This window comes from Pseudoalteromonas mucoides (assembly GCF_049257175.1).
In the GTDB taxonomy this organism is placed as follows: domain Bacteria; phylum Pseudomonadota; class Gammaproteobacteria; order Enterobacterales; family Alteromonadaceae; genus Pseudoalteromonas.
In genome coordinates this window covers 365,123-390,055 of the sequence record NZ_JBMMUC010000002.1, presented here as the reverse complement: position 1 = coordinate 390,055, position 24,933 = coordinate 365,123, and the positions used below count along the sequence as shown (strand labels likewise).

The 24,933-nt window shown below is 39.7% G+C and carries 20 protein-coding genes; 13 read left to right on the top strand and 7 right to left on the bottom strand.

Going from position 1 to position 24,933, the window contains the following annotated elements:
- Positions 1-104 precede the first annotated feature (104 nt).
- From AAEU30_RS03230 to AAEU30_RS03220, 3 genes are all read left to right on the top strand, one after another.
- Positions 105-2,171: a catalase gene (locus tag AAEU30_RS03230; RefSeq protein ID WP_421959284.1), complete on the top strand. Its 2,067-nt coding sequence runs from the start codon at positions 105-107 to the stop codon at positions 2,169-2,171.
- Positions 2,172-2,317: 146 nt separating this feature from the next.
- Positions 2,318-3,301, top strand: a complete 984-nt coding sequence (locus AAEU30_RS03225; protein ID WP_421959283.1) for a DNA topoisomerase IB — start codon at positions 2,318-2,320, stop codon at positions 3,299-3,301.
- A gap of 226 nt (positions 3,302-3,527) precedes the next feature.
- Positions 3,528-4,022 carry a general stress protein gene (locus tag AAEU30_RS03220; RefSeq protein ID WP_421959282.1) on the top strand — a complete coding sequence of 165 codons (495 nt, stop codon included), beginning with the start codon at positions 3,528-3,530 and terminating at the stop codon, positions 4,020-4,022.
- 56 nt (positions 4,023-4,078) lie between these two features.
- Here AAEU30_RS03220 and AAEU30_RS03215 read toward each other — a convergent pair whose 3' ends face one another.
- Positions 4,079-5,227, bottom strand: a complete 1,149-nt coding sequence (locus AAEU30_RS03215) for a PA0049 C-terminal domain-containing protein (RefSeq protein WP_421959281.1) — start codon at positions 5,225-5,227, stop codon at positions 4,079-4,081.
- A 167-nt stretch (positions 5,228-5,394) separates the two neighbouring features.
- On the opposite strand from AAEU30_RS03215, the gene AAEU30_RS03210 reads away from it, so the two are divergent.
- Positions 5,395-5,640: a hypothetical protein gene (locus AAEU30_RS03210; protein WP_421959280.1), complete on the top strand. Its 246-nt coding sequence runs from the start codon at positions 5,395-5,397 to the stop codon at positions 5,638-5,640.
- Positions 5,641-5,700: 60 nt separating this feature from the next.
- Here the strand turns inward: AAEU30_RS03210 and AAEU30_RS03205 are convergent, their stop codons facing one another.
- Positions 5,701-7,398 carry a sensor domain-containing diguanylate cyclase gene (locus AAEU30_RS03205; RefSeq protein WP_421959279.1) on the bottom strand — a complete coding sequence of 566 codons (1,698 nt, stop codon included), beginning with the start codon at positions 7,396-7,398 and terminating at the stop codon, positions 5,701-5,703.
- Positions 7,399-7,558: 160 nt separating this feature from the next.
- On the opposite strand from AAEU30_RS03205, the gene AAEU30_RS03200 reads away from it, so the two are divergent.
- The 4 genes from AAEU30_RS03200 (at position 7,559) to AAEU30_RS03185 (ending at position 11,893) form a co-directional block, all read left to right on the top strand.
- Positions 7,559-7,894: a zinc ribbon domain-containing protein YjdM gene (locus AAEU30_RS03200; RefSeq protein ID WP_421959278.1), complete on the top strand. Its 336-nt coding sequence runs from the start codon at positions 7,559-7,561 to the stop codon at positions 7,892-7,894.
- A gap of 58 nt (positions 7,895-7,952) precedes the next feature.
- Positions 7,953-10,640: a DEAD/DEAH box helicase gene (locus AAEU30_RS03195; RefSeq protein WP_421959277.1), complete on the top strand. Its 2,688-nt coding sequence runs from the start codon at positions 7,953-7,955 to the stop codon at positions 10,638-10,640.
- A 169-nt stretch (positions 10,641-10,809) separates the two neighbouring features.
- Positions 10,810-11,037, top strand: coding sequence for a hypothetical protein (locus tag AAEU30_RS03190; RefSeq protein WP_290210132.1), 228 nt, complete (start codon positions 10,810-10,812; stop codon positions 11,035-11,037).
- 178 nt (positions 11,038-11,215) lie between these two features.
- On the top strand, positions 11,216-11,893 hold the full coding sequence (locus AAEU30_RS03185; protein WP_290210131.1) for a glutathione S-transferase family protein: 678 nt from the start codon (positions 11,216-11,218) through the stop codon (positions 11,891-11,893).
- A 93-nt stretch (positions 11,894-11,986) separates the two neighbouring features.
- On the opposite strand, the gene AAEU30_RS03180 is transcribed toward AAEU30_RS03185, so the two are convergent.
- A complete protein-coding gene (locus tag AAEU30_RS03180) occupies positions 11,987-12,712 on the bottom strand; it encodes a HugZ family pyridoxamine 5'-phosphate oxidase (protein ID WP_421959276.1) in 726 nt (241 codons plus the stop codon).
- A gap of 237 nt (positions 12,713-12,949) precedes the next feature.
- On the opposite strand from AAEU30_RS03180, the gene AAEU30_RS03175 reads away from it, so the two are divergent.
- The 3 genes from AAEU30_RS03175 (at position 12,950) to corA (ending at position 18,294) form a co-directional block, all read left to right on the top strand.
- Entirely contained in the window at positions 12,950-14,014 is a 1,065-nt protein-coding gene (locus tag AAEU30_RS03175) for an efflux RND transporter periplasmic adaptor subunit (RefSeq protein ID WP_421959275.1), read from the top strand.
- Complete coding sequence (locus AAEU30_RS03170; RefSeq protein ID WP_421959274.1) at positions 14,014-17,139, top strand: efflux RND transporter permease subunit; 3,126 nt, start codon at positions 14,014-14,016, stop codon at positions 17,137-17,139. Before AAEU30_RS03175 ends, AAEU30_RS03170 begins: the two co-directional genes overlap by 1 nt.
- Positions 17,140-17,337: 198 nt before the next feature.
- Complete coding sequence (corA, locus tag AAEU30_RS03165; RefSeq protein ID WP_421959273.1) at positions 17,338-18,294, top strand: magnesium/cobalt transporter CorA; 957 nt, start codon at positions 17,338-17,340, stop codon at positions 18,292-18,294.
- 107 nt (positions 18,295-18,401) lie between these two features.
- On the opposite strand, the gene dps is transcribed toward corA, so the two are convergent.
- Entirely contained in the window at positions 18,402-18,914 is a 513-nt protein-coding gene (gene dps, locus AAEU30_RS03160; protein WP_421959272.1) for a DNA starvation/stationary phase protection protein Dps, read from the bottom strand.
- 310 nt (positions 18,915-19,224) lie between these two features.
- Here dps and AAEU30_RS03155 point away from each other — a divergent pair, with 310 nt between their 5' ends.
- Positions 19,225-20,592 (top strand): alkaline phosphatase PhoX, encoded by a 1,368-nt coding sequence (locus AAEU30_RS03155; protein WP_421959271.1) that lies wholly within the window; start codon positions 19,225-19,227, stop codon positions 20,590-20,592.
- Between the two features lie 35 nt (positions 20,593-20,627).
- Here the strand turns inward: AAEU30_RS03155 and AAEU30_RS03150 are convergent, their stop codons facing one another.
- Together AAEU30_RS03150 and AAEU30_RS03145 are read right to left on the bottom strand one after the other, a co-directional pair.
- The gene (locus AAEU30_RS03150; protein WP_421959270.1) at positions 20,628-21,200 is read right to left on the bottom strand and encodes a PepSY-associated TM helix domain-containing protein; all 573 of its coding nucleotides are present in this window, start codon (positions 21,198-21,200) and stop codon (positions 20,628-20,630) included.
- Positions 21,193-21,657, bottom strand: coding sequence for a DUF4920 domain-containing protein (locus tag AAEU30_RS03145; protein ID WP_421959269.1), 465 nt, complete (start codon positions 21,655-21,657; stop codon positions 21,193-21,195). Before AAEU30_RS03145 ends, AAEU30_RS03150 begins: the two co-directional genes overlap by 8 nt.
- Positions 21,658-21,818: 161 nt before the next feature.
- On the opposite strand from AAEU30_RS03145, the gene AAEU30_RS03140 reads away from it, so the two are divergent.
- Positions 21,819-24,047: a TonB-dependent receptor domain-containing protein gene (locus AAEU30_RS03140; protein WP_421959268.1), complete on the top strand. Its 2,229-nt coding sequence runs from the start codon at positions 21,819-21,821 to the stop codon at positions 24,045-24,047.
- Positions 24,048-24,126: 79 nt separating this feature from the next.
- Here the strand turns inward: AAEU30_RS03140 and AAEU30_RS03135 are convergent, their stop codons facing one another.
- Positions 24,127-24,906: a DUF2189 domain-containing protein gene (locus AAEU30_RS03135; protein ID WP_421959267.1), complete on the bottom strand. Its 780-nt coding sequence runs from the start codon at positions 24,904-24,906 to the stop codon at positions 24,127-24,129.
- Positions 24,907-24,933: the final 27 nt, after the last annotated feature.

Genomic DNA, 24,933 nt, shown 5'->3' with positions numbered 1-24,933 from the left:
TTTAAATAACTTTTTCAATGGTCTTTATTTTGCTTACTCCTATTTGCTTTTAACAAGAACTGTTTCATATCGCTATTTGAAAAATCTATTTAGGAAGGAAAATCATGGCAGAGTCATTTAAGTATTCAAACAACCAAGGGCATGGCGGTGAGTTGCACCAGACTGCTGATACAAATCACCCGACAATGACCACTGCGCAGGGTTGTCCTGTCAGTGATAATCAAAACTCACTTAAAGTGGGGCAACGTGGGCCTGGGCTAATGGAAGATCATGTATTGCGTGAAAAGTTATTTCATTTTGATCATGAGCGTATTCCGGAGCGTGTTGTTCATGCTAGAGGTTATGGTGCTCATGGTTATTTTGAAACTTACGACGCGCTAGATGATTTAACTTCTGCCGATATTTTTCAACGAAAAGGCGAAAAAACGCCGGTTTTTGCGCGCTTTTCAACAGTTGCTGGCAACAAAGGATCACCTGATTTAGCGCGTGATGTGCGTGGCTTTGCTGTTAAATTTTATACTCAAGAAGGAAACTGGGATTTAGTGGGTAATAATATTCCAGTATTTTTTATTCAAGATGCAATGAAGTTTCCTGATTTAGTTCATAGCGCTAAAGCTGAGCCTGATCGAGGTTTTCCGCAAGCACAAACCGCTCATGATAATTTTTGGGACTTTGTCAGTTTATCGCCAGAGTCTATGCATATGGTAATGTGGGCCATGTCAGACAGAGCGATTCCGCGTTCACTTCGGTTTATGGAAGGGTTTGGGGTTCATACCTTTAAATTTATTAACGCTAAAGGCGAAGAGAAATTTGTTAAGTTTCACTGGAAGCCAAAAGGCGGTATGCAATCGGTTGTTTGGAATGAAGCGCTAAAACTTAACGGAGCCGACCCTGACTTTCACCGCCGCGATATGTGGGAGTCAATTAATCAAGGTGACTACCCAGAGTGGGAGCTAGGTGTGCAAGTGTTTGATCAGCAATTTGCCGATGAATTTGAGTTTGATGTTTTTGACGCCACCAAGTTGATTCCAGAAGAACAAGTGCCAGTAAAAGTGATTGGTAAGATGGTGTTAAACAAAGTGGTTGATAACTTTTTTGCCGAAACAGAGCAGGTGGCTTTTTGTACGCAAAATATTGTGCCTGGTCTTGATTTTACACCAGATCCACTATTACAAGGCCGTAACTTTTCATACTTAGATACCCAAACTAAACGGTTAGGCGGTCCTAACTTTACACAAATTCCTGTCAATGCGCCAAAATGCCCAATGCGTCACTTTTTACAAGACGGGCACATGGCAATGCAAAACCCTAAAGGTCGAGTAAACTATGAGCCAAATTCTTGGAGTGGGGATGACCATAATCCTAGGGAATACCCAGTACATGGCTTTAAAAGCTCAGACGCAGAAGCACAAGGCAGTAAATTACGTTATCGTTCAGAGACATTTAGTGATCACTACAGTCAAGCACGTCAATTCTATTTAAGTCAAACAGACGTTGAACAAACGCATATTCAGAACGCTTATGTGTTTGAGCTTTCAAAAGTCGAACATTTGCCTATTAGAGAGCGGTTGGTCTCCCATTTACTGAACATCGATGACAATCTAGCTGAAAAGGTTGCTAAGGGGCTAGGCTTGCAGCAAATGCCAGAGCCAGCTGAAGCGGCTCGAGAAACTCGCCAAGACTTACCTTTGTCCGATGCACTCAGTATTTTAAAGAATGCACCTAATACGTTTAAGGGAAGAAAACTGGGTATATTAGTGAGTGAAGGGTTTGATGCGAAGATTTTTACTGATTTAACAACAAGTCTTGAAAAAGAAGGGGCAAATTACGAAGTTATAGCTGCTCAAGTGGGTGGGACCAAAAACAGCGATGGGGAACATGTATCTGCAGATCAGGTGATTAATGGTGGTCCATCAGTGCTATATGATGCTGTGATACTGCTAACTACGTCAGCAGGTGCTAAGCAGTTGGCTGAAATTCCAGAGGCAAAAGATTTTGTCAGCGATGCGCATGCGCATATGAAATACATAGGTTTTACTGATCAATCAGCTGATCTCATTGACGCTTCAGGGTTAAAAGGGAAGTGTGATGATGGTTGGTTAAATATTGGCAAAATATCATCGGATGAATTCATAACCACACTTCGTAAGCTCAGGTATTGGAAAAGATAATTTACTTAGGGTCTGTTTATCTTCCTAGGTTGAACAAATTTAATCATGAAAGGTCAGCAGACCTTAATTAAAGGCCAGTTTTACTGGCCTTTTTTGTTAATTGGAACGTATGACTACAATAAATAAGTTTGCTTAAAGGATTAAAAATGAAGTTAATTTATGTTGATGATAATTTACCGGGGATTACTCGAAAAAAGCAGGGAAAAAATTGGGTCTATACTGACCCAGCAGGAAAGAAAATTACAGATGAAAATGAAATAAAGAGACTCAATGCATTAGCTTTTCCTCCCGCCTATAAGGATGTATGGCTATGCCCAGAGCAAAATGGGCATATTTTGGCGACAGGGTACGACACTAAAAATAGGAAACAATACTTATACCATCCAAAGTTTAGAGAACAGCAAGAGCTCAAAAAATTCGAAGTATGTATATTGTTTGGTAGGAAGCTACCTCTTCTAAGGGCAAAGCTTTTAGAATATTTGCAAGGAGATAAGCTTGATTGTGAACGAACTATAGCCGCGGTGGTTCGCTTAATGGATTTAGGGGCATTGCGGATTGGATCTAAAAGAAATGCAAAACAGAACAAAAGTTTTGGCGCTACTACTTTAAGAAATAAGCATGCAAAATTAACTGGTCAAAATATTCGTTTAAAATATAAAGCCAAATCAGGAAAGGTTAGAGAAGTACGAGTAACTGATAAGACTCTTAGTAACATAATAAAAGAACTACAGGATTTACCCGGACAAAGTTTATTCCAATATATAAATGGCACAGAGTGCTGTGATGTCACTTCAAAAGAAGTTAATGAGTTTATTCAGACTGTTATGGGGGAGCAATTTAGTGCAAAGCACTTTAGAACGTGGCGTGCGAGTGTTTTAGCTTTCAAAGAGTTGTATACAGCCAAACGAAAATTAACCTTAAAAGATATGCTCGATACAGTGTCAAAAAAACTTGGTAATACGCCTTCAATTGCACGTAAGTCATATGTTCACCCAGCATTGATAGAGTTATGTAAATCTGGTGAGGCTAAGCGCTTAGCGTTTAAAGAGAGTCTCAAGTTGCCCCGCAAAACAAAATATTTAAGTCGCTATGAGCGTGGCTTGTTAGTTTTTCTAGATGCTCAAGTTTGATTGAAGGTCTTATTAAAGTAGCTATTCGAGTTGATCAGAGCCAATTGTTCGTGCCACAAATACTAGTATCTAATCGACCTGTGTATTCCTTACAATATAATTTGCAATCATTACTGCTTATAAAATCAATGTTTAGTTAAGGTTTTGATTTTTATTGTTTTTATTTTGGAACGGGTTTTGCTTCTATAACTTTGGTAATTAATTAAATATTTAAAAAGGAGTTATTATGAGTTCAGTTATTACTGGGTTATTTGAAAATGCATCACAAGCTACTTTAGCTATTTATAGATTAGAAGCAATGGGTGTAAATGAAGCTGATATTAGTATCGTGGCTAATAACTCATACACAAAGGAAGATTTTGCAGTAGATGAAGGCACTAAGGCTGCTGAAGGTGGCATAGTGGGTGCAACATCAGGTGGCGTTCTTGCTGCAATTATTGGTGGCTTTACTGCTGTTGGTACAGTGGCTTCAGGTGGAGTAGGCTTATTAGTTGCAGGTCCATTAGTTGCTGCATTTGCAGCTGGTGGTGCAGGCGCTGCAGTTGGCGGCACTTTAGGTGCTGCGATTGGCGCATTTATCCCTGAGCATGAAATCAAATACTATGAAGATGCTATTGAAAAAGGCTCAATATTAGTGGGCGTTAAATATAATAGTGACAACAAAAATAGTATTGAAGAGCTTCTTGAAAACGCTGGTGCAACTAACGTATCTAAAGCTTAAGCAATACATTAAAAGGTGGAATCCTATTCCACCTTTTAACATATATACTTGCCTAATTATAAAGCCTCTAAGCTCTTTTCTAACATTGCTTGAATTTGTTTAACAATTTTTTCTTCAGTCTGTGGCTCAAATTGCGCTATGCGTGGGGTGTGAATATGACCAGTTGGAATATCTGAATTCAGCTCATCACGTAGGCGAATACTGCGATAAGAAATCTCGTTTGATAAATAGCCACCGCCACCGCCTTTAACCGCAATTGCACCCTCTAGTTCAGCGAGTGATTTTGGCTCAAATGCTTTCTCTAATGTGATCACTTTATGGTTATCATTTATTTTAAATGACCCTTTGGCCTGCTGCATATATTTTACTGGTAAGCTAAATTCAACGAATTCATTACCTGGTAGGGGGCGGTCATTTAAGCGCGATATTTTAGGGTCTGTGGCCGTCCCACCATAAACAATATTGGCGTTATCTGGCGCTGTAACACTTCGGCGCTTACCCGGAAAACGTTCGAGATCAAACTCTTTGCTACCCATACTTACAGTGACAATCATATCTACATTGTTCAGCGCGTAATAAGGGGCAAGTAGTGCTTCAATAATACCTTGATCAAAATCTTCATAGCGCACTGGCACCATCACAGTATTTATTTCAGCGGTAATACCTTTATAGGTGATCACTTGTCCATCAAGTAAAAGCGCAGCAACACCGGATGGGTTACTTTGATTGATATTTCTGTCGAGTAAAAACGGATCAAAACCGGTAAGTAGGATTTTTTTATTGGTGCTTTTAGTATAGGCCAGATCAGTGTGACCACGGCTACCGTTTTCAAGCATTGTGAGCAGTGCCGATTGTTCTGTGTCGGTAATAGCAAAACCAGGTTTGCTAGAACGAATAACTTTACTTGATAGCAAGCGAGCCCAGTATAGCTGGCGGTCATCAAAGCTATTAGTTTTGATTATGCGTTGTTTAGCATTGTGCCAAAGTTGGTGTGAGTAATCATGTATTAAGTCTGATGCTTGTTTATAGTTCTCTACGCTTTTCCAACTTTTTTCAAATTGTTCTACATCAGCAGAAAAAGCCGTTAACACCTTTGGTATCGCTGTCATTGCTTTTTCAATACGCAACTCTTCAACAGTTAGCGAGTTACCCATTGCAGTAAAGGAGGATAAAAATAAGCTTGAACTTAAAAGTAGTTTAATCATGTGTGTCCTAAAAACTTCGGCTGTTAAATCTGAATGTACTAACTATCCTATGCTTACACAAGGAGTGCAAATTAAAGCGATAGCTTTGTCGGCTATTTTAAAGCCCCTAGAGGCAAATCCAGCAAAATGGTATTCTACACACATTAAATTGTAATAGAGTAAACAGCATGATTAACGACAACGATGTAATTGATACCCTTGAAGAACTTGAAGTATTCTTACTTTTAGTTGAAGGTGGTGGCTTAGGGCTAAAAAATGTCGGGGGTTTAGCATTAGCAACCAATAATAGTAATGGGCGACCGTTTGTGGCAGTGCTTGATGATAACCATAAATTGTTGCTAGGACGCTGGGTTACGCAAGAGGTGTTTGAAAATGGTAAAGAATTGGTTCGCAATGGTATTAAAAAGCATTAATTACTAATTTTGAATTAAATATTAAAAGAGCAATGTGACCTTTAAAAGGGAGCTGCTCTTTTATGATAACGTTGCTACACAGTTTCGTCCTTTGTTTTTTGCGTTATAAAGCGCCTGATCTGCTAATGCGATTGCTTCTGAAATATTATCATCTTCACAAGAAAGTGGATGAACCCCAAGACTTACAGTAAAACGAATCTCTTCATTTTTTTGAGTTTTTAATATCACTTTTTCTGTTTCACTACGAATACGTTGAGCAATATTTTTTGCTGCCTCCAGATTACAGTTAACAAGTAGTAAAAACTCTTCACCGCCGTACCTACAAGCAATATCATTTGGTCTTTGTTGTTTAGTAATAATTTTTGCAAATTCAATTATGACTTGGTCACCAATGTGATGCCCATAGGTATCATTTATGGCTTTGAAATAATCTAAATCAGCAATTATTACAGACAATTCAGCATTGGCAATTTGGCTCTTGGTGATTAACTGTGAGCTGGCTTTTTCAAAGTAACGCCTGTTGTACAGCTTCGTAAGCGGGTCGGTATCGGCGAGCTTTTTTAATTCTACTTGTGCAGATTTTATGCTTTCTAATGCTTTTATTCGGTAAGATAAAATAAACGCCATCATGAGTGCTTCAAGTAAAATGCCTATTCCGACACCATGGCTATTTATTTGATTCGATTCAGTTAAACCTTTGTAATAAAGAACGGCCAGCATATTGAAAAGAATAAACATCGAGTGACCTAAAAAGAAGTATTTTGCCAAAGGATCGCGTTTTCTCCACAAAGATATTAATACTCCTAAAGTGACTGTCATCATTAATGCAGCTAAAGTACTAGCCGGTTTTAGCGCGCTGACTAAGTCAAATAAGCTATAAATAAACTCCGCAGCTAATATCGTTAAGATTATTGATAAAGCGATATGCTCTTTTGGGTGACGTTTTTTTGTTTCGAATATGAGCATCATAAAGATGATTAAAAAGCTGGGCATACTATACAAAGTAGAGTTGAATTGAAGTATTTCAGCACTAAAGATACCAAAAAAGTTTGCAGCTAAGCCATAAGAAAGTGCCACCCAAATTGTGCCTGAAATTAGATAGAGGGCGTAGACGATATTTTCAACTTTTCTAGCTGATAAATATAAGAAAAAGTTATAAATCATCAATGCGAGCATCATCCCCACAAGTAATGCGGTATAGTTACTGCTACTGACTAAGGCTCGCTTAGAATGTTCTTCATCGTATAATTCCAATGAGTACCATTGATGAGAAAAAGTGACACTTTTAGAGTAGATCGTTTTCTTTTCACCAGCCGCGAGCATGAATGAGAAGATAGCACTGCCACCAAATATATCTGCTTTATGGCCTGACTTATCAAGCTCAATATTGGTTTGGTTTAATAGTTTATCTTGTTTTGTTTCATAAAAATCAATTCGTTGCAGGTGGTATGCATCTGAATTGTGTAAAAATAAACGCAATGCTTGTGTAGAGTCATTTGTAATTATGATTTTTGACCAAGTTGTTTTAGCATTTGGTCCTAAAGTGATTTCATTTTTACTAGGAATAAATGGTTGTTTTTGAACTTGCTCAAAAGTCATTTCTTGGCTTGTATCAATGAAATAACTCATTTGAAACTGAGTTAAGTTAACTGGTGGGGCTTTTATATTTACGCTTGGATGATCAGAAGGCTGCGCTTGCAGATTTATCGTTAGTGATAATAAAAAAAATATAAGTACAGATGAAACTCGATTTTTCATGCATAAAATCCCTATTACCATTAATTGTATTTTCAACTTAAATGACTTATTTGTCGAGTAACAATCACTCATCTAATAAATTATTTTACCTTTTAGGCAATTAGACAAAGTAATAACTAACAATTACCATAACTGCATCTTTGTTAACTTAAGCTACAGTATGTCTTTACCTATATGCCCCAAATGCCAATCTGAATTTGTATATCAAGATTTGAATCTTTTAATTTGCCCTGAATGCTCGCATGAATGGGACCCTTCTGCTGATATTGATGAAGGTACTGTTGTAGTGAAAGATGCTAATGGCACTCTTTTGGCTGAAGGCGATAAAGTGACTGTGATTAAAGATTTAAAAATTAAAGGCAGCTCACAAGTAATAAAAATTGGCACCAAAGCGGTAGTTCGCTGGATTAAAGATAGTAAAGATCACCAGCTTGATTGTAAGGTTGATGGTGTAGGTGAAATGATGGTAACAGCCAAGTTTGTAAAAAAAGCCTAACTTTTAAAGCCCTTGGCACAACTTAACGATAGCGCGTAAATTGAAATGGAACTTAAAAGTGAGTAAGCAAAACGTACTTAGTTATTATCGTGATTGTTATAAAGAAGATAGCGCTGATTTAAATCTCTGGGATTTAAGTAAATTAAAAAAACAAGATCGCCTCGTACTTGAAGGAAGGGATGACTTAGGCTCGGGGTTTTTACCCCGACTGCCAATACCACAACAATTTGCAGAGCCAATGATGAAGCGCGTTGAGGTTTATCAACGTGAACGTGTGTTATTATATGTTCGATTTATATTGGTTGGTAAACTAGAGATTAAAGGCGAGATAAAACAAGTTGTATCGCCGATTTTATTTAATGAAGCAGCAATTGAAAAAGAAAATGACGATGACTATTATTTTTCAGTTAACGACTCTCAAGCTGAAATTAATGAATCGCTCACCCAATTGTTAATACCAGAAGCTGAATTACTTGATGACGCTGCTGATATTCAATCTCCTTATTTTTGGACCTCACTACTAAAACAAAGCTCCGTTGAATTAAATGTATTAACGCTTTTAAACTACCCTGAATTAGCCAGTTTCGAGGAAATTAAAACCGCTCTAAAAAGTAGCACTGCAACATTGTTACCTATTTCAATGCTGGTGTTTGTAGAGCGCTCAACCAGTAGTCGAGGGGTTCTTCATGAGCTTGAAGAAATCACTGTCTCAACAAACCTTTCACCACCAATAAATGCTTTAATGGCAAGTGATGCGCCGCTAAAAAGTATCAAAGCGTTAAAATATGATAACTTACCAGGCTTATTGTCTGCACCGCAAAAGAAAGTTATTTCTATTGCTGCTAATGCGCATTTGGGTTGTGTGTCTGGGCCGCCAGGGACAGGTAAAAGCTATACCATTGCTGCGGTTGCTGCTGAGCACATGGCTCGGGGTGAGTCAGTGCTGATTGTGGCAAATAATGACCCTGCACTTGATGTGATTGCAGATAAGTTGAATGAAAACTTTGCGTTAAGTGATGTATCTATTCGGGCCGGGAAAAAAGAGTTCTTAAAAAAATTGAAAGACTACATTGCTGACTTATTGGCAGGGTATTTAGCTGATGAGCAGGAAAAAGCCCCTGCTATTTTAGAGTCAGAACTAACAGCGCAAAATGCGCTACTCAATTATTTAGAGCAACGGTTTGATAAGTTTTGTCGCAAAGCAATAATCCGAGGTCAACGCCTCAAAAAGCTTGAAGATAAAGATATGCTATGGTTAAGCAATTTATATATCAAGTGGGCGCAGCGCAGCATTAAAAAGCTAGCAAAACAGTGGTCAGCTTTAGATAAAATTAACGATCAACAAACAAACAGAGAGCTGTTGGCTAGTCGTTATTTAACCGCGTTAAAAAATAATAATTTGAGGACGTTAGTAAACACTCAGCGTAAATCGCTACAGGCTTTTAATCAGGCTATTCGCAGTCGTACCTCCAAAAGGCAGTTTGAGCTGTTTGATAATATAGAATACTCATCATTGCTAGCGGCGTTTCCTGTGTGGCTAGTGAGTTTGAATTCGCTATATAGAGTATTACCCCTAAAGTCACAAATGTTTGATTTAGTTATTATTGATGAAGCAACACAGTGCAATATTAGTAGTTGTTTACCGGCATTTTATCGCGCCAAACGAGCATTGGTGGTTGGAGATACAAAGCAGCTAAGGCATTACTCTTTTTTGGCTAAAGCGAAAGAGACTCAATTTCGTACTAAAAATCAACTGTCGCTTTTTAGTGAGGGAGTGGTGAGCTATCGCGATAATTCAATTTTAGATTTAACATTAAATACGCTTAACAGTGAGCAGCAATTGGCATTTCTAGATGAACACTTTAGAAGTAAACCTGAGTTAATTCACTTTAGTAATACGCATTTTTATCAAACAAAGTTAAAGGTAATGCAACATCGCCCATGTACAAGCAGTGGTCATTTATTTATCGAGCGTGTTAATGGTGAAAGAGATAAAAATGGCGTCAATCTGCTCGAAGCCAGCGCTGTAATTTCGAGTATAAAGCAGCAAATGATTGCGGATCAAGAAACCGGTGTTTATCACAGTATAGGGGTTGTTTCGCCATTTAGAAGCCAAGCAGACTTTATTGCTAAGCAAATAGACGCTAATTTTAGTGACGCTGAAATCATCAAGCATAAGCTTAGAGCCGCCACCCCTTTTGGTTTTCAGGGGGAGGAACGCGATATAATGTTGATCTCTTTTGCGGTAGATAACAATGCAAAACGTGCCGCAGTATATTTAAATAAAGCAGATGTTTTTAATGTAAGCATTACTCGGGCAAGACAGACGCAGTACTTATTTTTATCCATTGATGAAACACAATTACCAGAAGATTATTTATTAAGACGATATTTAAGTTCGGTAACTGAGTTTACAGCCGTTCATACGGGTTTATCTGAGATTGATGATTTTCAACACGATGTAATGCAAGAGCTGACAAAGCTAAAGATAGAGGCATGGCCTGGTTATTATGTTGCAGGCACCGAGGTTGATATCCTATGTCGCCATCATGGCATGTACTTAGCCCTAGACTTGATTGGTTATCCTGGACCATGGGCTGATTTTTTTGAACTCGATACTTATAAACTATTTAGTCGTGCCAATATTGAAATGTTACCCATAAGCTATGGCTTATGGGTTGTTGATAAAGATACCTGCATACAAGCGATCATTACTAAGCTAGAACAGAGCCGTGACACTTTATAACAACTAACTGATTTTATGATTGTTAGTAAACGTCAAATGGATTAATAAAGCCTAAGAGACAACTATCTTTTAACAATTATTAATGCCTATTAGTCTCATTTTGGTGTATCCCAATACAGTCATCGCGGTAAGATTAGTTTTTGATTTTTATGTCTTATTAGGGAAGAAAATGAAGTTTTTAGCTGTAATTTTATTTGTAGTATTCATTGGTGGTTGTGCAAATTCGCAAACGAGTGCTGAAACTAATGATGGGTTGATTTGCAAGATGGAAAAGCCAACCGGTAGTAATATTGCTAAACGTGTTTGCCGTACGCCAGAGCAAATGGCTGCTATTGAAAAGCAAAGTAAAAAAGCGGTGCATAATATTCAACGAAATAGCACCAACACTAATAACTAATCGTCATAGTTATAATTTAGTCAGGCCTCTCCTGGGCCTGACTTCTAATAACAGTACCTAGCTTAGCGTAGCTGTTTTTAATTGAATTTATTCTATAAACAATACATACTCAAAATCTTAATTTGAACGACTGCTCAAGTTGTGCTTTAATCAATACTCAACTATTGAGGAGCTCAGCATGATCAAATTTTATTTTCATCACACACCTAATCCAATGAAGGTTGCCCTTTTTCTTGAAGAAACGGGTTTAGACTATGAGTTAGTGCCACTTGATACACTAAAAGGTGAGCAACACACCCCTGAATTTAAAGCGATTAATCCAAATGCAAAGGCACCCGCAATTGTTGATGGACAAACCCGTGTATTTGATTCAAATGCAATTTTAATGTACTTATCTGAACAACATAATAAGCTTGCAGGTAAGCCAGAAGATCGCGGTGAAATGCTATCTTGGTTAATGTTTATCGCATCAGGGCTTGGTCCGTATTCAGGGCAGTCGGTGCACTTTAGACATGCAGCTCCTGAAAAACTAGATTACGCAATCAATCGTTATCTACGTGAAGCGCAGCGCCATTATGAAGTGTTAGATACTCATCTTGAAGGGCGTGAGTTTATAGTTGGTGATGAATTTACTATTGCAGATGTGTCTGCTTGGGGTTGGATAGATAAAGCAACAGTCGTTTTAGGTGAAGAGGGCTTAGCACCGTATCCACATTTAGCGCGTTGGTTTGCAAGTATTGATAGTCGCCCAGCCGTTGCACGCGCTCGTAAAGTGGGCACTGATATTGACTTCAAAAAAGAATTTGATGAGCAAGCACGTCGCGCGTTTTTCCCATCAAATTACCCTAAAGCTTAGTTTTAGTAGCTTTAAAAGTCAGGTAGTTTTACCTGACTTCTCTTAAATTTGGCGTTATTTAGTTCAGGCTAAAGTTATTCACCAAGCCAGATCTTAACTAGCATTCTGACGAGCATTTTGCGTCATTTTTACTAATGCCTTTCGCACTGCCATCGGGCTGTCGCAAGCTTCATTAAATGCAATGTAATAATTATTTTTTAAGCTTTGTAGGTAAAAGCCTTGCGGCAATAAACCGCTCATAATTGGTGATGCGTCATCAAGGTTGTAGTGCTGTTTTAAAATCAGGCTCATGGCATCTTGGTGATCAGCATTCATGTGTTCAATCATGCCGAGTTCTTGTTCATCGTCCCACTGCTTAGCTGGCTGCTGCCACTCTTCTTGCTCTAACCAAAATATTTTGCCAAACCCACCAATGTAGCGCACCCGTATTGCATCTAATTGCCAGAGGTTAAAGTCATGGGCATTGCGATAACTTTGTGCTTCTGGAAATAAAGCGACGTACTTATTAATTAAACTATCACTGCGTTCTTGGTTTACTAAGCTGCCATCACCAACAATAGTGACTCGGCCATGTTCGTTTTGATCGCCTTGTTCAGCGGCATCAAACACCGTTAGGCTCATGCGTTTGTCATGGGTTAGGTTTTTAGTATGTTGTGCTATGTCACTAATAAAAAAGTAAATGCGGCCTTGTTCGTCACACATATAAGGGGTAACAGAGCCAAACGGGTAGCCTCTTAAATTATGTGAAAGGGTAGACATCACTGCACTACTTTTTTGAAATACTAACTGTTTGGCCTCATAAAGGGCTTGTTGGCGCATACATACTCCAGTTGTTTAATGGCTTTTTATTGTCACTATTTTGCTGTTAAAACCACTATTTTGCAAATGATTCTTGTTTACGTGTCTAGGTTTGTTTATATTAGCTGGATTATTATCACGCACTCGAGTCCGTTGTTACTTGCTTGCCTTAATCTAAACTCTATCTAATGAAAATGTGTTGCTTAGATCTGTGAGCATTTTACTAGGCGTTTTTATTTGATAGTAAAGGGAGTTATTTTGAATATTTATGCATATTGTTGGTGTGTTGGCTTATTGCTCTTTAGCGCGCTAGGTTACACGGCAGAACCCGTTAATGTAGTAACTAAACAAGTTAAACAGCAGCAATTGTCGCCTACAGTGACACTAACTGGATCGTTAAAAGCGCAGCGCCACGCACAGCTTTCGGTGCTTGCTGATGGGGTGATCACCGAAATATACGCCGAAACTGGGCAGTACCTTGAGCAAGGAAAACCATTACTAGCATTAGATTCAGCGCTCATTAAAGCCCAGTTACAAGCAAATAAAGCGGCTGTTGCTCGCGCGCAAGTGGCAGTTGATGACGCCAATCGGCGATTTACAGAGGCACAATCGCTATCTAAGCAAAAACTGTTTGCACAAACGGAGCTGTCTGACCGACAAGCAGCTGTTAAAGGGGCGCAAGCAAGCTTACTCGAAGCACAAGCAAATCAAACTTACAAACAGCAGCTTTTAATACGTCATAAATTGTTAGCGCCTTTTAGCGGTGTTGTGGCAAAGCGCTTGGTCGATGTTGGTGAATGGGTTACTCGTGGCCAAAGCGCCTTTGAATTGGTCAGTAATGATAAGTTGTGGCTTGATTTGTATATGCCACAAGAGCACTTTTCTGCAGTAGATAGTGAAACGGCGATAAATGTTTATTTAGCGTCACGTCCTAATGAGGCATTTACCGCAACAGTAATCGCCAAAGTTCCTGTGGTTGATACCAGCCATCGTAGCTTTTTACTGCGCTTAGCAATAAATAACTCAGATGACCTACAAGTGGGTTTATCAGCCAGTGCTGAAGTAACATTAAAATCAACGGCTAAAGCGAGTGTCATCATAGAGCGAGATGCATTACTACGTCACCCAGACGGTGGCTTTAGTGTGTTTACTGTGCTTGAAGGCGTTGCCGCAAGGCAAAGTGTAAAAGTAGGCTCTCGGATGAATGGTTACGTTGAGATAGTACAAGGCTTAACTCCAAAGCAGTGGGTAGTTACGCAAGGTAACGAGTTACTGCAAGACGGCCAAGCAGTTATTGCTGTATCGCAAACGGGGGCTCGATAATGCTCCAAGGCGCGGTAAAAAATGCAACGCTGGTGGCTGTTGCGGTGCTTATTTCATGCATCTTAGGACTTGTAGCAGCGTTTAAGATTCCTGTGCAGATGATCCCCGACTTAGATGTGCGAACAATTACGGTTGTAACACAGTGGCCAGGGGCGACCCCGCAAGATGTTGAAAAAGAAATCCTCATAGAGCAAGAGCGTTATTTACGCTCACTCCCGAATTTAAAACGCATGTCGAGCTATGCTAATACTGGTGAGGCAGAGGTCGAGCTTGAGTTTCCATTTGGCGTTGATGTAAATGAAGCGCTGATCAATGTGAGTAACGCACTGGCTCAAGTACCTAATTATCCTGAAAACGTAGATCAACCGGTACTCTACAGTAGCTCGTTTTCATCTAATGCATTTATGTTCTTTTCGTTAAAACCGCTAGCAGAGAACCCGCTCAACATCGATATTGATATGCTACGGGATTTTGCACAAGACAATGTACGTCCTGAAATGGAACGTGTTGCGGGTGTATCCCAAGTAAGTGTTCGTGGTGGGGCTCTGTATCAAATACAAATATTAATTGATCAACAAAAGCTTGCCAGTCGCAATATTAGTTTAGTCGCAGTTAGAGATGCTATTCGAAGTCGTAATCAAGATGCGTCAGCAGGTGATATAGATAGCGGAAAACGCCGCTATTTACTGCGTATGGTAGGGCGCTTTCAGTCGGCAGAGGAACTTAAAGAGCTTGTTATTGCACAAGATCAATCGCGTACAGTACGCCTTAAAGATGTGGCGAAAGTACAGTTAGATCATTATGAACTACGTGATGTGTCATATAACGATGGCGAGCGAAATTTAATGCTGTCGGTACGCCGGGAAAGTGGCTCAAACGTGATGGATATTAAAGATGAAATGACTACTGTAGTAGCGCGTATCAACCGTGATTTATTAGCGCAAAACGGCCTGCAATTAACTTTGCTGAGCGATGACGTACGCTATGTAAAAGGTTCGGTAAAAAATGTTTGGACCAATTTAGGCATTGGCGCGTTGCTGGCAACCTTAGTGATGTTTTGGTTTTTAAAAAGCCCACGCTCTACTTTAATTGGCGTTATGGGTGTACCAATTTGTACCATTGCTGCATTTTTAGGTTTATTGATATTTGACCGCACAATTAATGTGATTTCATTAGCTGGGGTGGCGTTTGCCATCGGTATGACGGTGGATAACACCATAGTGGTCCTTGAAAATATTGAACAAGCCAAACAGCGCGGCTTGTCAAAACTTGCCGCCGCCATTGCTGGTGTACAAGAAGTATGGCCTGCGGTGCTAGCATCCACCATGACCACCGTACTGGTGTTTGCCCCTATTTTGTTTATTGTGCAAGAAGCAGGGCAATTATACTCTGATGTTGCTATTGCTATCTCTGGGGCGATTATTGCCTCTATGTTAGTGGCCTTATTAGTGGTGCCCGCGGCATCTGCTCGATTTGCTTGTTCTTCAAAAAAAGGCGCTATAAAAGCGGACGCTACAAAAGCAAACGCGGCAATGACACAAGCCATGCGCCTGCCTAAGTTTATTCCGTCATTTTTAGCGTCTAAAACTCAGCGCACTGTATGCGTAATAATGGCTGTAGTTGGTTTAATCTGTGGTGCTTGGTTATTTATGCCAGAAGCCGAATACCTACCTGAAGGTGAAGAGCCCAAAGCGTTCTCAATGATGATTGCACCGCCAGGGTATAATTTAAGTCACATGCAAAAAATTAGTGATGAATTATTAATTTATTTTGATCAGCACTTAAATGCGCCAAGCAGTGACTTTACACAGGGAAAAACAGACTTACCCTCGTTAAAATACTATTCATTATCAGTTGGCGTCGGCAGTATTTGGTTTTTGAGTGAACCTAATGATCCTGCACATATCGATGCAATGATGGCCGCTATTACTGCTAAATTTAAAAGTTACCCGGGCATGCGGGCATTTTCATCGCGAGGCTCTATTATCTCCAGTAACGACGGCGGGACGCGCGCAGTTGCCCTAGATATTAGCGGCACCGAGCAAGTGGATTTATACCGCGCTGCCGATGCCGTATATCGACTCGCCAGTGAGGTTTTTGACAATCCACAAGTCGACTCAGAGCCATCGTCATTAACCCTTGATCAACCTTTAATTGAAATTGAACCGCGCTGGCAACGCCTTGCTGAAGTGGGCATGACTGCAGATGAGTTAGGCTATACCGTTGCAGCTTTAAGTGATGGTGCCTATGTGGATGAGTTAATTTTAGATGACGATAAAGTTGATGTATTTATATTCTCAGAGGCCGGTAATAAACAAAGTTTAGAGGGGCTTGAGCAAGCGCCGGTGGTGACCTCACAAGGATTGCTGCCGTTAAATGCACTTGCTAACCTAAATGAAAAAGCCGACAGCGACAGTTTACGCCGCGTCGATGGTCGCCGCACAGTAACTGTGTATATTATTCCGCCGCGTGAGGTCGCACTTGAACGGGCGCAGCAATTAGTACGTGAGCAATTACTACCACAGCTACAGAAACAAGGTGATTTACTCCCCGGGGTGAACATCAGTATAGGTGGTGCGGCAGATCAGCTAGAAAAAACACGCGACGCACTCAGTGGCAATTTTATTGTCGCTTTAGCGTTATGCTATTTATTGTTAGTCGCTATTTTTAAACATTGGGGCCAGCCACTATTTATTATGGCTACCGTGCCGTTAGGGATGGCTGGTGGATTATTAGGGCTAAATGTAATTAACGCACTAGGCTCAGTGTTTGGTGGATTTCATCAGCCATTTGATATGATCACTATGCTGGGCTTTTTGATTTTGTTAGGCACTGTGGTGAATAACCCTATTTTAATTGTTGATCAAAGTCGCCGCAATTTGGCCGCGGGCATTGAGGCTTATCAAGCGGTGATCAGCGCACTAGAAACACGGTTAAAACCGATTGTTATGTCAACCATGACCACATTATGTGGTTTAGCGCCGTTAGTATTTATTCCGGGCGAAGGTTCAGAGTTGTATCGGGGTGTGGGGATTATCGTGCTATGTGGTATTGGCGTATCCACTATCGTGAGTCTTACCGTGCTACCGGCGATGTTATTAATGGTTTATAAGCAAAAGAGTTAACTATATTAAGAAGCTGGATACTTCCTCAGCTTTTTTAAACTCTGTTTGTTAATAGAAAGGTTAGGCTTTACAAACCCTGACCTTTTTTGATCGCTTTAAAGTCAGATAAACAATAAATGTATTGAGCAATGCATTGTCATTGTTGATTAATGATCTGTTACATATACTTAGGCTGTCTTGTTTTTATTGGAGAAGTGTATGCTGAGATTTTTTTCTATCGAACAGGGAGTGATTAATGAATTAGAGCCTTCCCCTGATACTCCTATAGAAACATTAATTAGAAGTGCACATTGGATTGATACTATCAAACCCACAGAGGATGAGCGTAATATTCTAGCAAAAACACTGGATATAACGTTCCCTGAGTCTGGAGATGTTCAAGAGATTGAGGCTTCATCGCGATGCTTTATTGACAATGAAGGTTTGCATGTACATGCATTATTTATGTCGCCAAATGAAGGGCGGTTTAATACCGTCACAGTGGCTTGTTTACTTAAAGATAATTGTTTATTGACTATTCGCGATGATGAGCTCGCTGACTTTCGATTATTACGTTTAAGAGCCCGTAGAGGCCAGGTGATGTGTGATACGGCAAAACAATTACTGGTAACATTATTTGATCAAAAAGTCGAAAACCATGCAGACATGTTGGAAGATATGCATCATCAGTTAGAGAAACTCAGTGCTTATGTTCTTGAAGAAGATGGCTCTGATTTAGAGGAAGCGATCAGTCGTATCGCACGATTAGAGGATGCCAATGGTAAAGTGCGTTTATGCTTAATGGATACTCGACGCAATATTTCATTCTTGATACGTCAGTTAGGTGTACAAAGTCAGGATCGCGAATCATTAAGAGAGATTGTACTTGATATAGATACTCTAATGTCACACTGTACCTTTTTATTTGATAAGGTTAATTTTCTTATGGATTCCACTCAAGGCTTTATTAATATTGAGCAAAACCAAATAATTAAAACTTTCTCGATTGCCTCCGTGGTGTTTTTACCGCCAACTGTGGTGGCCAGTGTTTACGGTATGAATTTTAATCGCATGCCTGAACTTGAGTGGGCCTGGGGGTATCCGTTTGCGATTGGGGTGATGTTGCTCTCTGGTTTTGCACCTTATTTATTTTTTAAACACAAGGGGTGGTTGTAGTATTTAGCTTATGTGACTTTTGTTTGTGATTACTCCCTCACTTAAAATGGTACTAAAAGCCCAAACGACTAAGTTATTTGGGCTTTTACTGATGTGGTTACGATTTATTAACTTTGTAATTCACCAGTTGATGACTCAATGTGAGCACGTACAAACCACTGGAATTGTTCTAGGTCAGCAAGTTGCGCGATGATCATATCTTCTGAGACAGGGTCAAGCTCTGATAGTTTTTCAAGGGCTTTACGGTGATCGCCATTTACACCATTGTATACTTTATCAAGAGCAACAAGGTGATCTTTCACTAACCCTTTACCAATCGAATAATCTTCCCAAGAGCGGCGATCAACAATCGACTTAGGTGTTCCTAATGGAACTCCACCTAGAGTAGCAATACGTTCAGCGATAGTGTCTGTCATTTCTTGTACTGCGGCCACTTGCGGGTCGAGCATTTCGTGTACGCCGATAAAGTTAGGGCCTACCACATTCCAATGAATGTGCTTTAAAGTAAGTTGTAAATCAATTAACGCTACCATGCGGTTATCGAGTTGGGCAATTGCTTGCTCAGCAGATTCACTATTCATGCCTGGGGCGGTAAATTCAGCGACTTTACTATTACTCATAATTCCTCCTAAATTAAAAACTAAACGCTTAGCTTTAGTAAATTCTAAGCGGGCATACCTTATTCGAAGCAATGGGTATGCCGAATTTAAAATTTAATAATTACCAACTTTTTCAGGTGGTTACGTTTTTTGTTGCGAAGTGGCTATGATTTAAAAAGGTAATTGATATGAAAAACCTGCATAGCTTTGTAAATAATTCATGGCTTGAGAATATGACAATTTCGTGAATTTATTGGTTGGCCCGATTTTTGTTAACGCTTTTAATTTATGATGTTGGTAAGTTTCTTAAGTAATAATAAATCGAGCAAATATGATTAACAGAAGGCAGTTTTTATTTAGTGCGGGAACACTGGCATTTGTGGGTCTATCGCGTAGCGCGTTTGGTAAAGTACCATTAAGTGACTTAGGTAGTAACTTGCATGCGTACGGGCCTTTAATTGCAGATAATAACAAGTTGTTAGATTTGCCTGCAGGCTTTAGTTACAAGGTTATTTCTCAGCTCGGTGATAAAATGTCTGATGGCTTTACGGTACCAGATAAAGCCGATGGCATGGGGTGTATTACGCTTGATGACGAACGTGTGGCACTGGTTCGCAATCATGAACTTAAGCCAACCGATTTAGCAAAAGCTGAATCAAGCCTACAAACTCATAAAACCTCGCTAGCGTATGACGTTGATAGTCAAGGCGTTGCTCTACCTGGTGGCACCAGTCATATTGTTTATAACCTTAAAACGGGCACCAAAGAACAAGAATATTTGTCGCTCGTTGGCACTATTCGTAACTGCTCTGGTGGTATCACGCCGTGGGGTACTTGGCTTACATGCGAAGAAACAACGTTAACGAAAGCTGATGGTTTTGGCCAAGATCATGGCTATATTTTTGAAATTCCAGCTGACGATAAAGGCTTAGTGAAGCCCCAACCGTTAAAAGCGATGGGCCGTTTTAACCATGAAGCTGCCGCGGTAGACCCTAAAACAGGCATTGTTTACCTTACTGAAGATAAAGGCGATAGCTTGTTTTATCGCTTTATTCCTAACGAGGCAGGTAAATTAAATAAAGGCGGTAAACTGCAAGCAATGGTGATTAAAACCACGCCACAGTTTGATACCCGAAATTGGGCTGACGCTAATATGGCATTGCATCAGAATATGGAAGTTGAATGGGTCGATTTAGATAACCCCGAGAGCCCCAAAGATGACTTACGCTTACGTGGCTATGCCAATGGCGCTGCATTGTTTGCCCGAGGAGAGGGCATTCATTGGGGTGATAACGAGCTTTATTTTTGTTGTACCAATGGCGGTAAAAAACAGCTGGGCCAAGTTATGAAGTATGTACCGTCGCAGTTTGAAGGCACGAGTAAAGAACAGACAGCCCCAGGGAAAATACAATTGTTTGTTGAAAGTATTGATGGCTCTCTTTATAACTTTGGTGACAATTTAACCGTTGCACCTAACGGGCATTTAATGGTTTGCGAGGACCAATACACTGATGTGGTCGATAATCATTTACGTGGCGTTACCCCTAAAGGTGAGGTGTATAACTTTGCCCGATTAAATACACAAACAGAACTTGCTGGAGCGTGTTTTTCGCCTGATGGTAAAACGTTGTTTGTAAATGTATATAAGCCAACTAAAACTTTGGCAATTACAGGGCCATGGGATAGTTTTAAGCGCTAAGAGTGAAAAAGGTGAAAGTACTCACCTTCACCTTTTTACATCAATATATACACCGCGGGTAGGGCGATACCGCTGAGTATCCACAGGGATCTCATACCCCAAGGGCTGTATTTACCTTTAATCATAAACAGGCCACTTAAAGCCAAAAAAATCAGTAATGCAGCAAAAGCATCGGAAAAGATAACCCAAGACGCTTTAGTCTCGTTTAAATGTAGGCGGTTAAATGCCTGAAATACATGGCGAGGGGTTATTTTTTCATACACTATTCGCTGATCTTTTATGTTTAATAATAGGTTATTGCCATTTTTAAAAAATAGCTTAAATTGCGTGGGTGATGCCCAATATGTGGCCTTAACCTTTTCATTAACATTACTTATTGCAAGTACCTGATTAGTAAGCTTAGTATCGTTATCAAGTGACCATTCCTGAGTTGATACAGGTATTACAGCTTGCTCAACACGGTAATTCGGGTTCCAGTCATCTTTGTGGTTAACCGCTATGCCTGATACTGCAAAAATGATCACTAAACCAATGCAAAAGTAACCGATATCACGATGCAAACTACGGTTTAGTTTATACCAGTTTATTTTTCTTTTCGTTTTACTCAAAAATCTCTACACCTATAGGCACAAGTTGATAAATCGCCATTGGCTCTGTCACCGTGTTTTCGTCAAATTCGTTTCCTGCTTGCTGCGCTCTGTGTGCTAACAAAGCTTTGGTGCGGCTTAAGTTAAGCTGGATTTTATTGAGTTTTCCAGTTGCAATCGCTTTACTGCCTTTGGCAGTCATCGGGAACACCATATCGCCATCATTAACCTTGATTTGCAAGTTTTCAAAACGCTTATCAGAGGCAATCGTCATCCAGCAACCTCGTTTAGCGCATACGCCTACGACTGTACCGGCAATAGTAATGGGTTGCTCTAAATAGTTATCTGGCGCGGCCATAATTGTTGAAATTTTTAGCAAGTTAGCATTATTAACAGGCTTACCAAATTGTTCTGCGTTGGCTACTGAGAAGCCAATTATTGCAATACATGAAACTATCAATTTGCAGAAATTCATCATATTCCCCTTGGTTTTTAGCGAAGTTAGTTAAGTTAGTTTGATGTTATAGATAAATAATCTTTTTATATAACCATAAGTAATTAGTTATTGCAATTTTGAAATTTAGCCCCTAAAATCGCCACAAAACTAAATGGTAATGATTTTTATTAAGGAGTGATAATATGCAATTTACGTCTGTTTTTCTATGTGTTGGTGCAGCACTTTCTAACTTTTCTACGCTTGCTACAACAACAGATACTCATGATGATGAACACGCAATAGAGAAAGTAGAGGTGCTAGGTCATAAGATAACAGCTTTAAATCAAGATGTTGCAAGCTCTGTATCGGTACTTTCTACTGAGCAAATAGATAGGCAGCAAGCAGCAGATTTAAACCAAATACTTAAAACCCTTCCAGGCGTTGAGCTATCGGGCAGTGTTACGCCTTTATCAGGGCAGCCAGCTATTCGCGGCTTATATGGCGAACGTATTTATATCTCAGTTGATGATGTAAAACGAAAAATTGATTCCGATGGTAGCCAAAATATAGCGCAAATTAACTCATTAGGTATAAACCCTGATCAATTAAAACAAATCCAAGTTTTGCGTGGCGCTGACTCACTCACAGTTGGCTCAGGTGCTATTGGTGGCAGCATTCGTTTAGTGACCAAAGATGCTAGTGATTATTTAGGAGATGAACAAGGCTTTGGCTCTCGATTTTCAGTGACACATCAAACCGTTTCAGACTCGAACGATTTTAATGCTGATTTGTTCTATTTAAATGATGTGAGCGATACTGTTTTTTCACTTGGACAAGTTGAATATGATGATATTGATGTTGTCGCTAAGGAAGGCGCGACTGAAGATGAAAAAATTCAGCAAGTTAGCAAAATACAAAATAAATCAAAACGACAAAATGCGACCCTAAAAAATACCTGGTATTTTAACCCGCATCATAGTCTTAAAACTAAGCTAGATTACAGTAAAACGGAATCGGTTGATCAACCCTATGGTCAGCGACTTGATTTAGCCATTGCATACCCCACACTTGCTGAAGATTACAAAAATGATTATCTCGAAGGTATGCTTAAATATACTTATCAAGGAGAAAGTGACTACGTTGATTTAGATGTACAAGCTTTCTATTCTAAAAAAACGTACGATGAGATCAGCAAAGGCTATATTGAGCGAGGAACTAACAAAATAAATTACGATAGTAATAGTGAAGGAGAAAGTTCGCGCAAGGGTGTTCGGTTTGCAAATTTATCGACCTTTGACGGTATTATCAAACATAAGCTTGCTGTAGAGCTGCAATATGATGTTGAAAGCTTCAACCAAGTAAAATGGGAAGATCAGCAACAATCAACATACTACGGCAATAGCGATGCACAAAACTGGTCATTATCTTTGATTGATCAAAGTGATTTTTTTGATGAGCGATTGCTAATTACCGCGGGTTTAAGGTTTGATGCGTATGAACGTGAAAGTGACCATTTTAAACAGTTTGATAGCAATGATGATAGTGAGCTATCGAGCGAACTTGGCCTTACATTTAAAGTAACTGACTACCTTAATTTATATTTAAAAAGTGCTGAAGCGTTTCGCGCCCCCTCGCTGCAAGAACTTTATAAGCAAGATGAGTGGCGCTGTCATATTGGCGGCAAGATTTGCTACAGCGAACCACAGCCAGATCTTAAAGCAGAAGACTCTGATAACCTTGAAATGGGCTTTGGTTTAAGTTGGCAAAACCTGCCTTATGCAGATAGCTTAAGCTTTAAAGCGATTTACTTTGATAATGAAATCAGCAATTACATCGATAACGTGCCATTTATGTATTACCTCGATGCAGAGGGCGAAAAACAACTCGGCTCGCCAGGGCCACAACCTACTAATGGTATACCTGTTGCCACTCACCGAGATTATAGCGCTAAGAATATTGGTAAGTTATTAAGCCATGGTATTGAAGTAGAAGCACAATATACCTTCCAAGCAATCGATATGTATTTAGGTTATTCAACGATTAATATGGATGTCGAAGGCATGCCTAACTTCTTTTTAGGAACCATTGATTACACGCAGCAACCTTATGCTGAAGCCCCAGCAGATAAAATCACTTGGAATACTAACTACCAGTTTACAGAGCAGTTTAATGTAGGTTTACAAATGCTGCATTATCGTGAGCAAAAACGTTTAAGCGATACCTACTTAGAATACGGCTACGGTACAGATACATACACAGTTTATAACCTGAATGCTAAGTATCAAGCCACCGGCAGTTTGGACGGTCTTATCGTGAGGTTAGGGGTAGATAACTTAACGGATAAACGTTACTTAAGAGCGCCAGCAACTGAAGCGAACGACCCTGCAGAGCTTGGCCGCAATTATAAAGTATCATTAAGTTATCAGTTTTAATTTTTATTATGATTGAATAAATATAGCAGGCCCAAAGCATGGGCCTGTTTTACTTTAGATATATTAAAAATATAAAAGACTATTCATATCCACGTAATTTTTTGGTTTTGATTACTGCAATATAACCGTGCCAACTGGCGTAACTAAGTAGCGGCATAATGACAATAAAGCCTGTTGCGCCCGTGATAAAACCAATGGCAACTAATATAAAAATACAGCCAGACCACACAACCATTGCGCTAAAATTAGTTTTTACTGCATTCATAGAGGACATAACTGCGGTCATTATATCGACACGTCTTTCCATCATTATTTGCGGCGTAAACGCTGAAATCGCAAATACAGTTACCAATAATATTCCGCCAATGATGGTGCCTAAGGTTAAAAATGCAGAGAGTTCTTCAAACGTAGGATTTGCATGGCTTGGGTATAATGCGTGCACTAAGGCTGCTAAGCGCATCCAAATAATCATGATCACCATAAGCAATACCGCAAACCCCCATTCACCAACAGGGTTTCTGAACATTGATTTTAATGAGTGCAATAAAGTAGGGGAATGACCTTTTTCAAGCTCCCAAGCAATATCATATAAACCTACAGCAAATGCAGGCCCTATTAAGGCAAACGCAACAGTTGCTGGAAGTATTACAAGGTAAGTGCCGGCATAAACGCCGCTATAAACAATGGCCAGCGGAATTATTGTAAAAATTAACCCATAAATTAAGCTCAGTATAGGCGCTCGCATCATGTCTTGAAAAGCAAGAGCTAACCAATGAAAAGCGGCAAAAGTGCTTACTTTATTGCACTCTAAACAACGCGCAAACTCAGAGTGTTTATTAAGTGTGTTCGATGACGGCATAAGAGTCTTCCAATATTAGGCTACTCT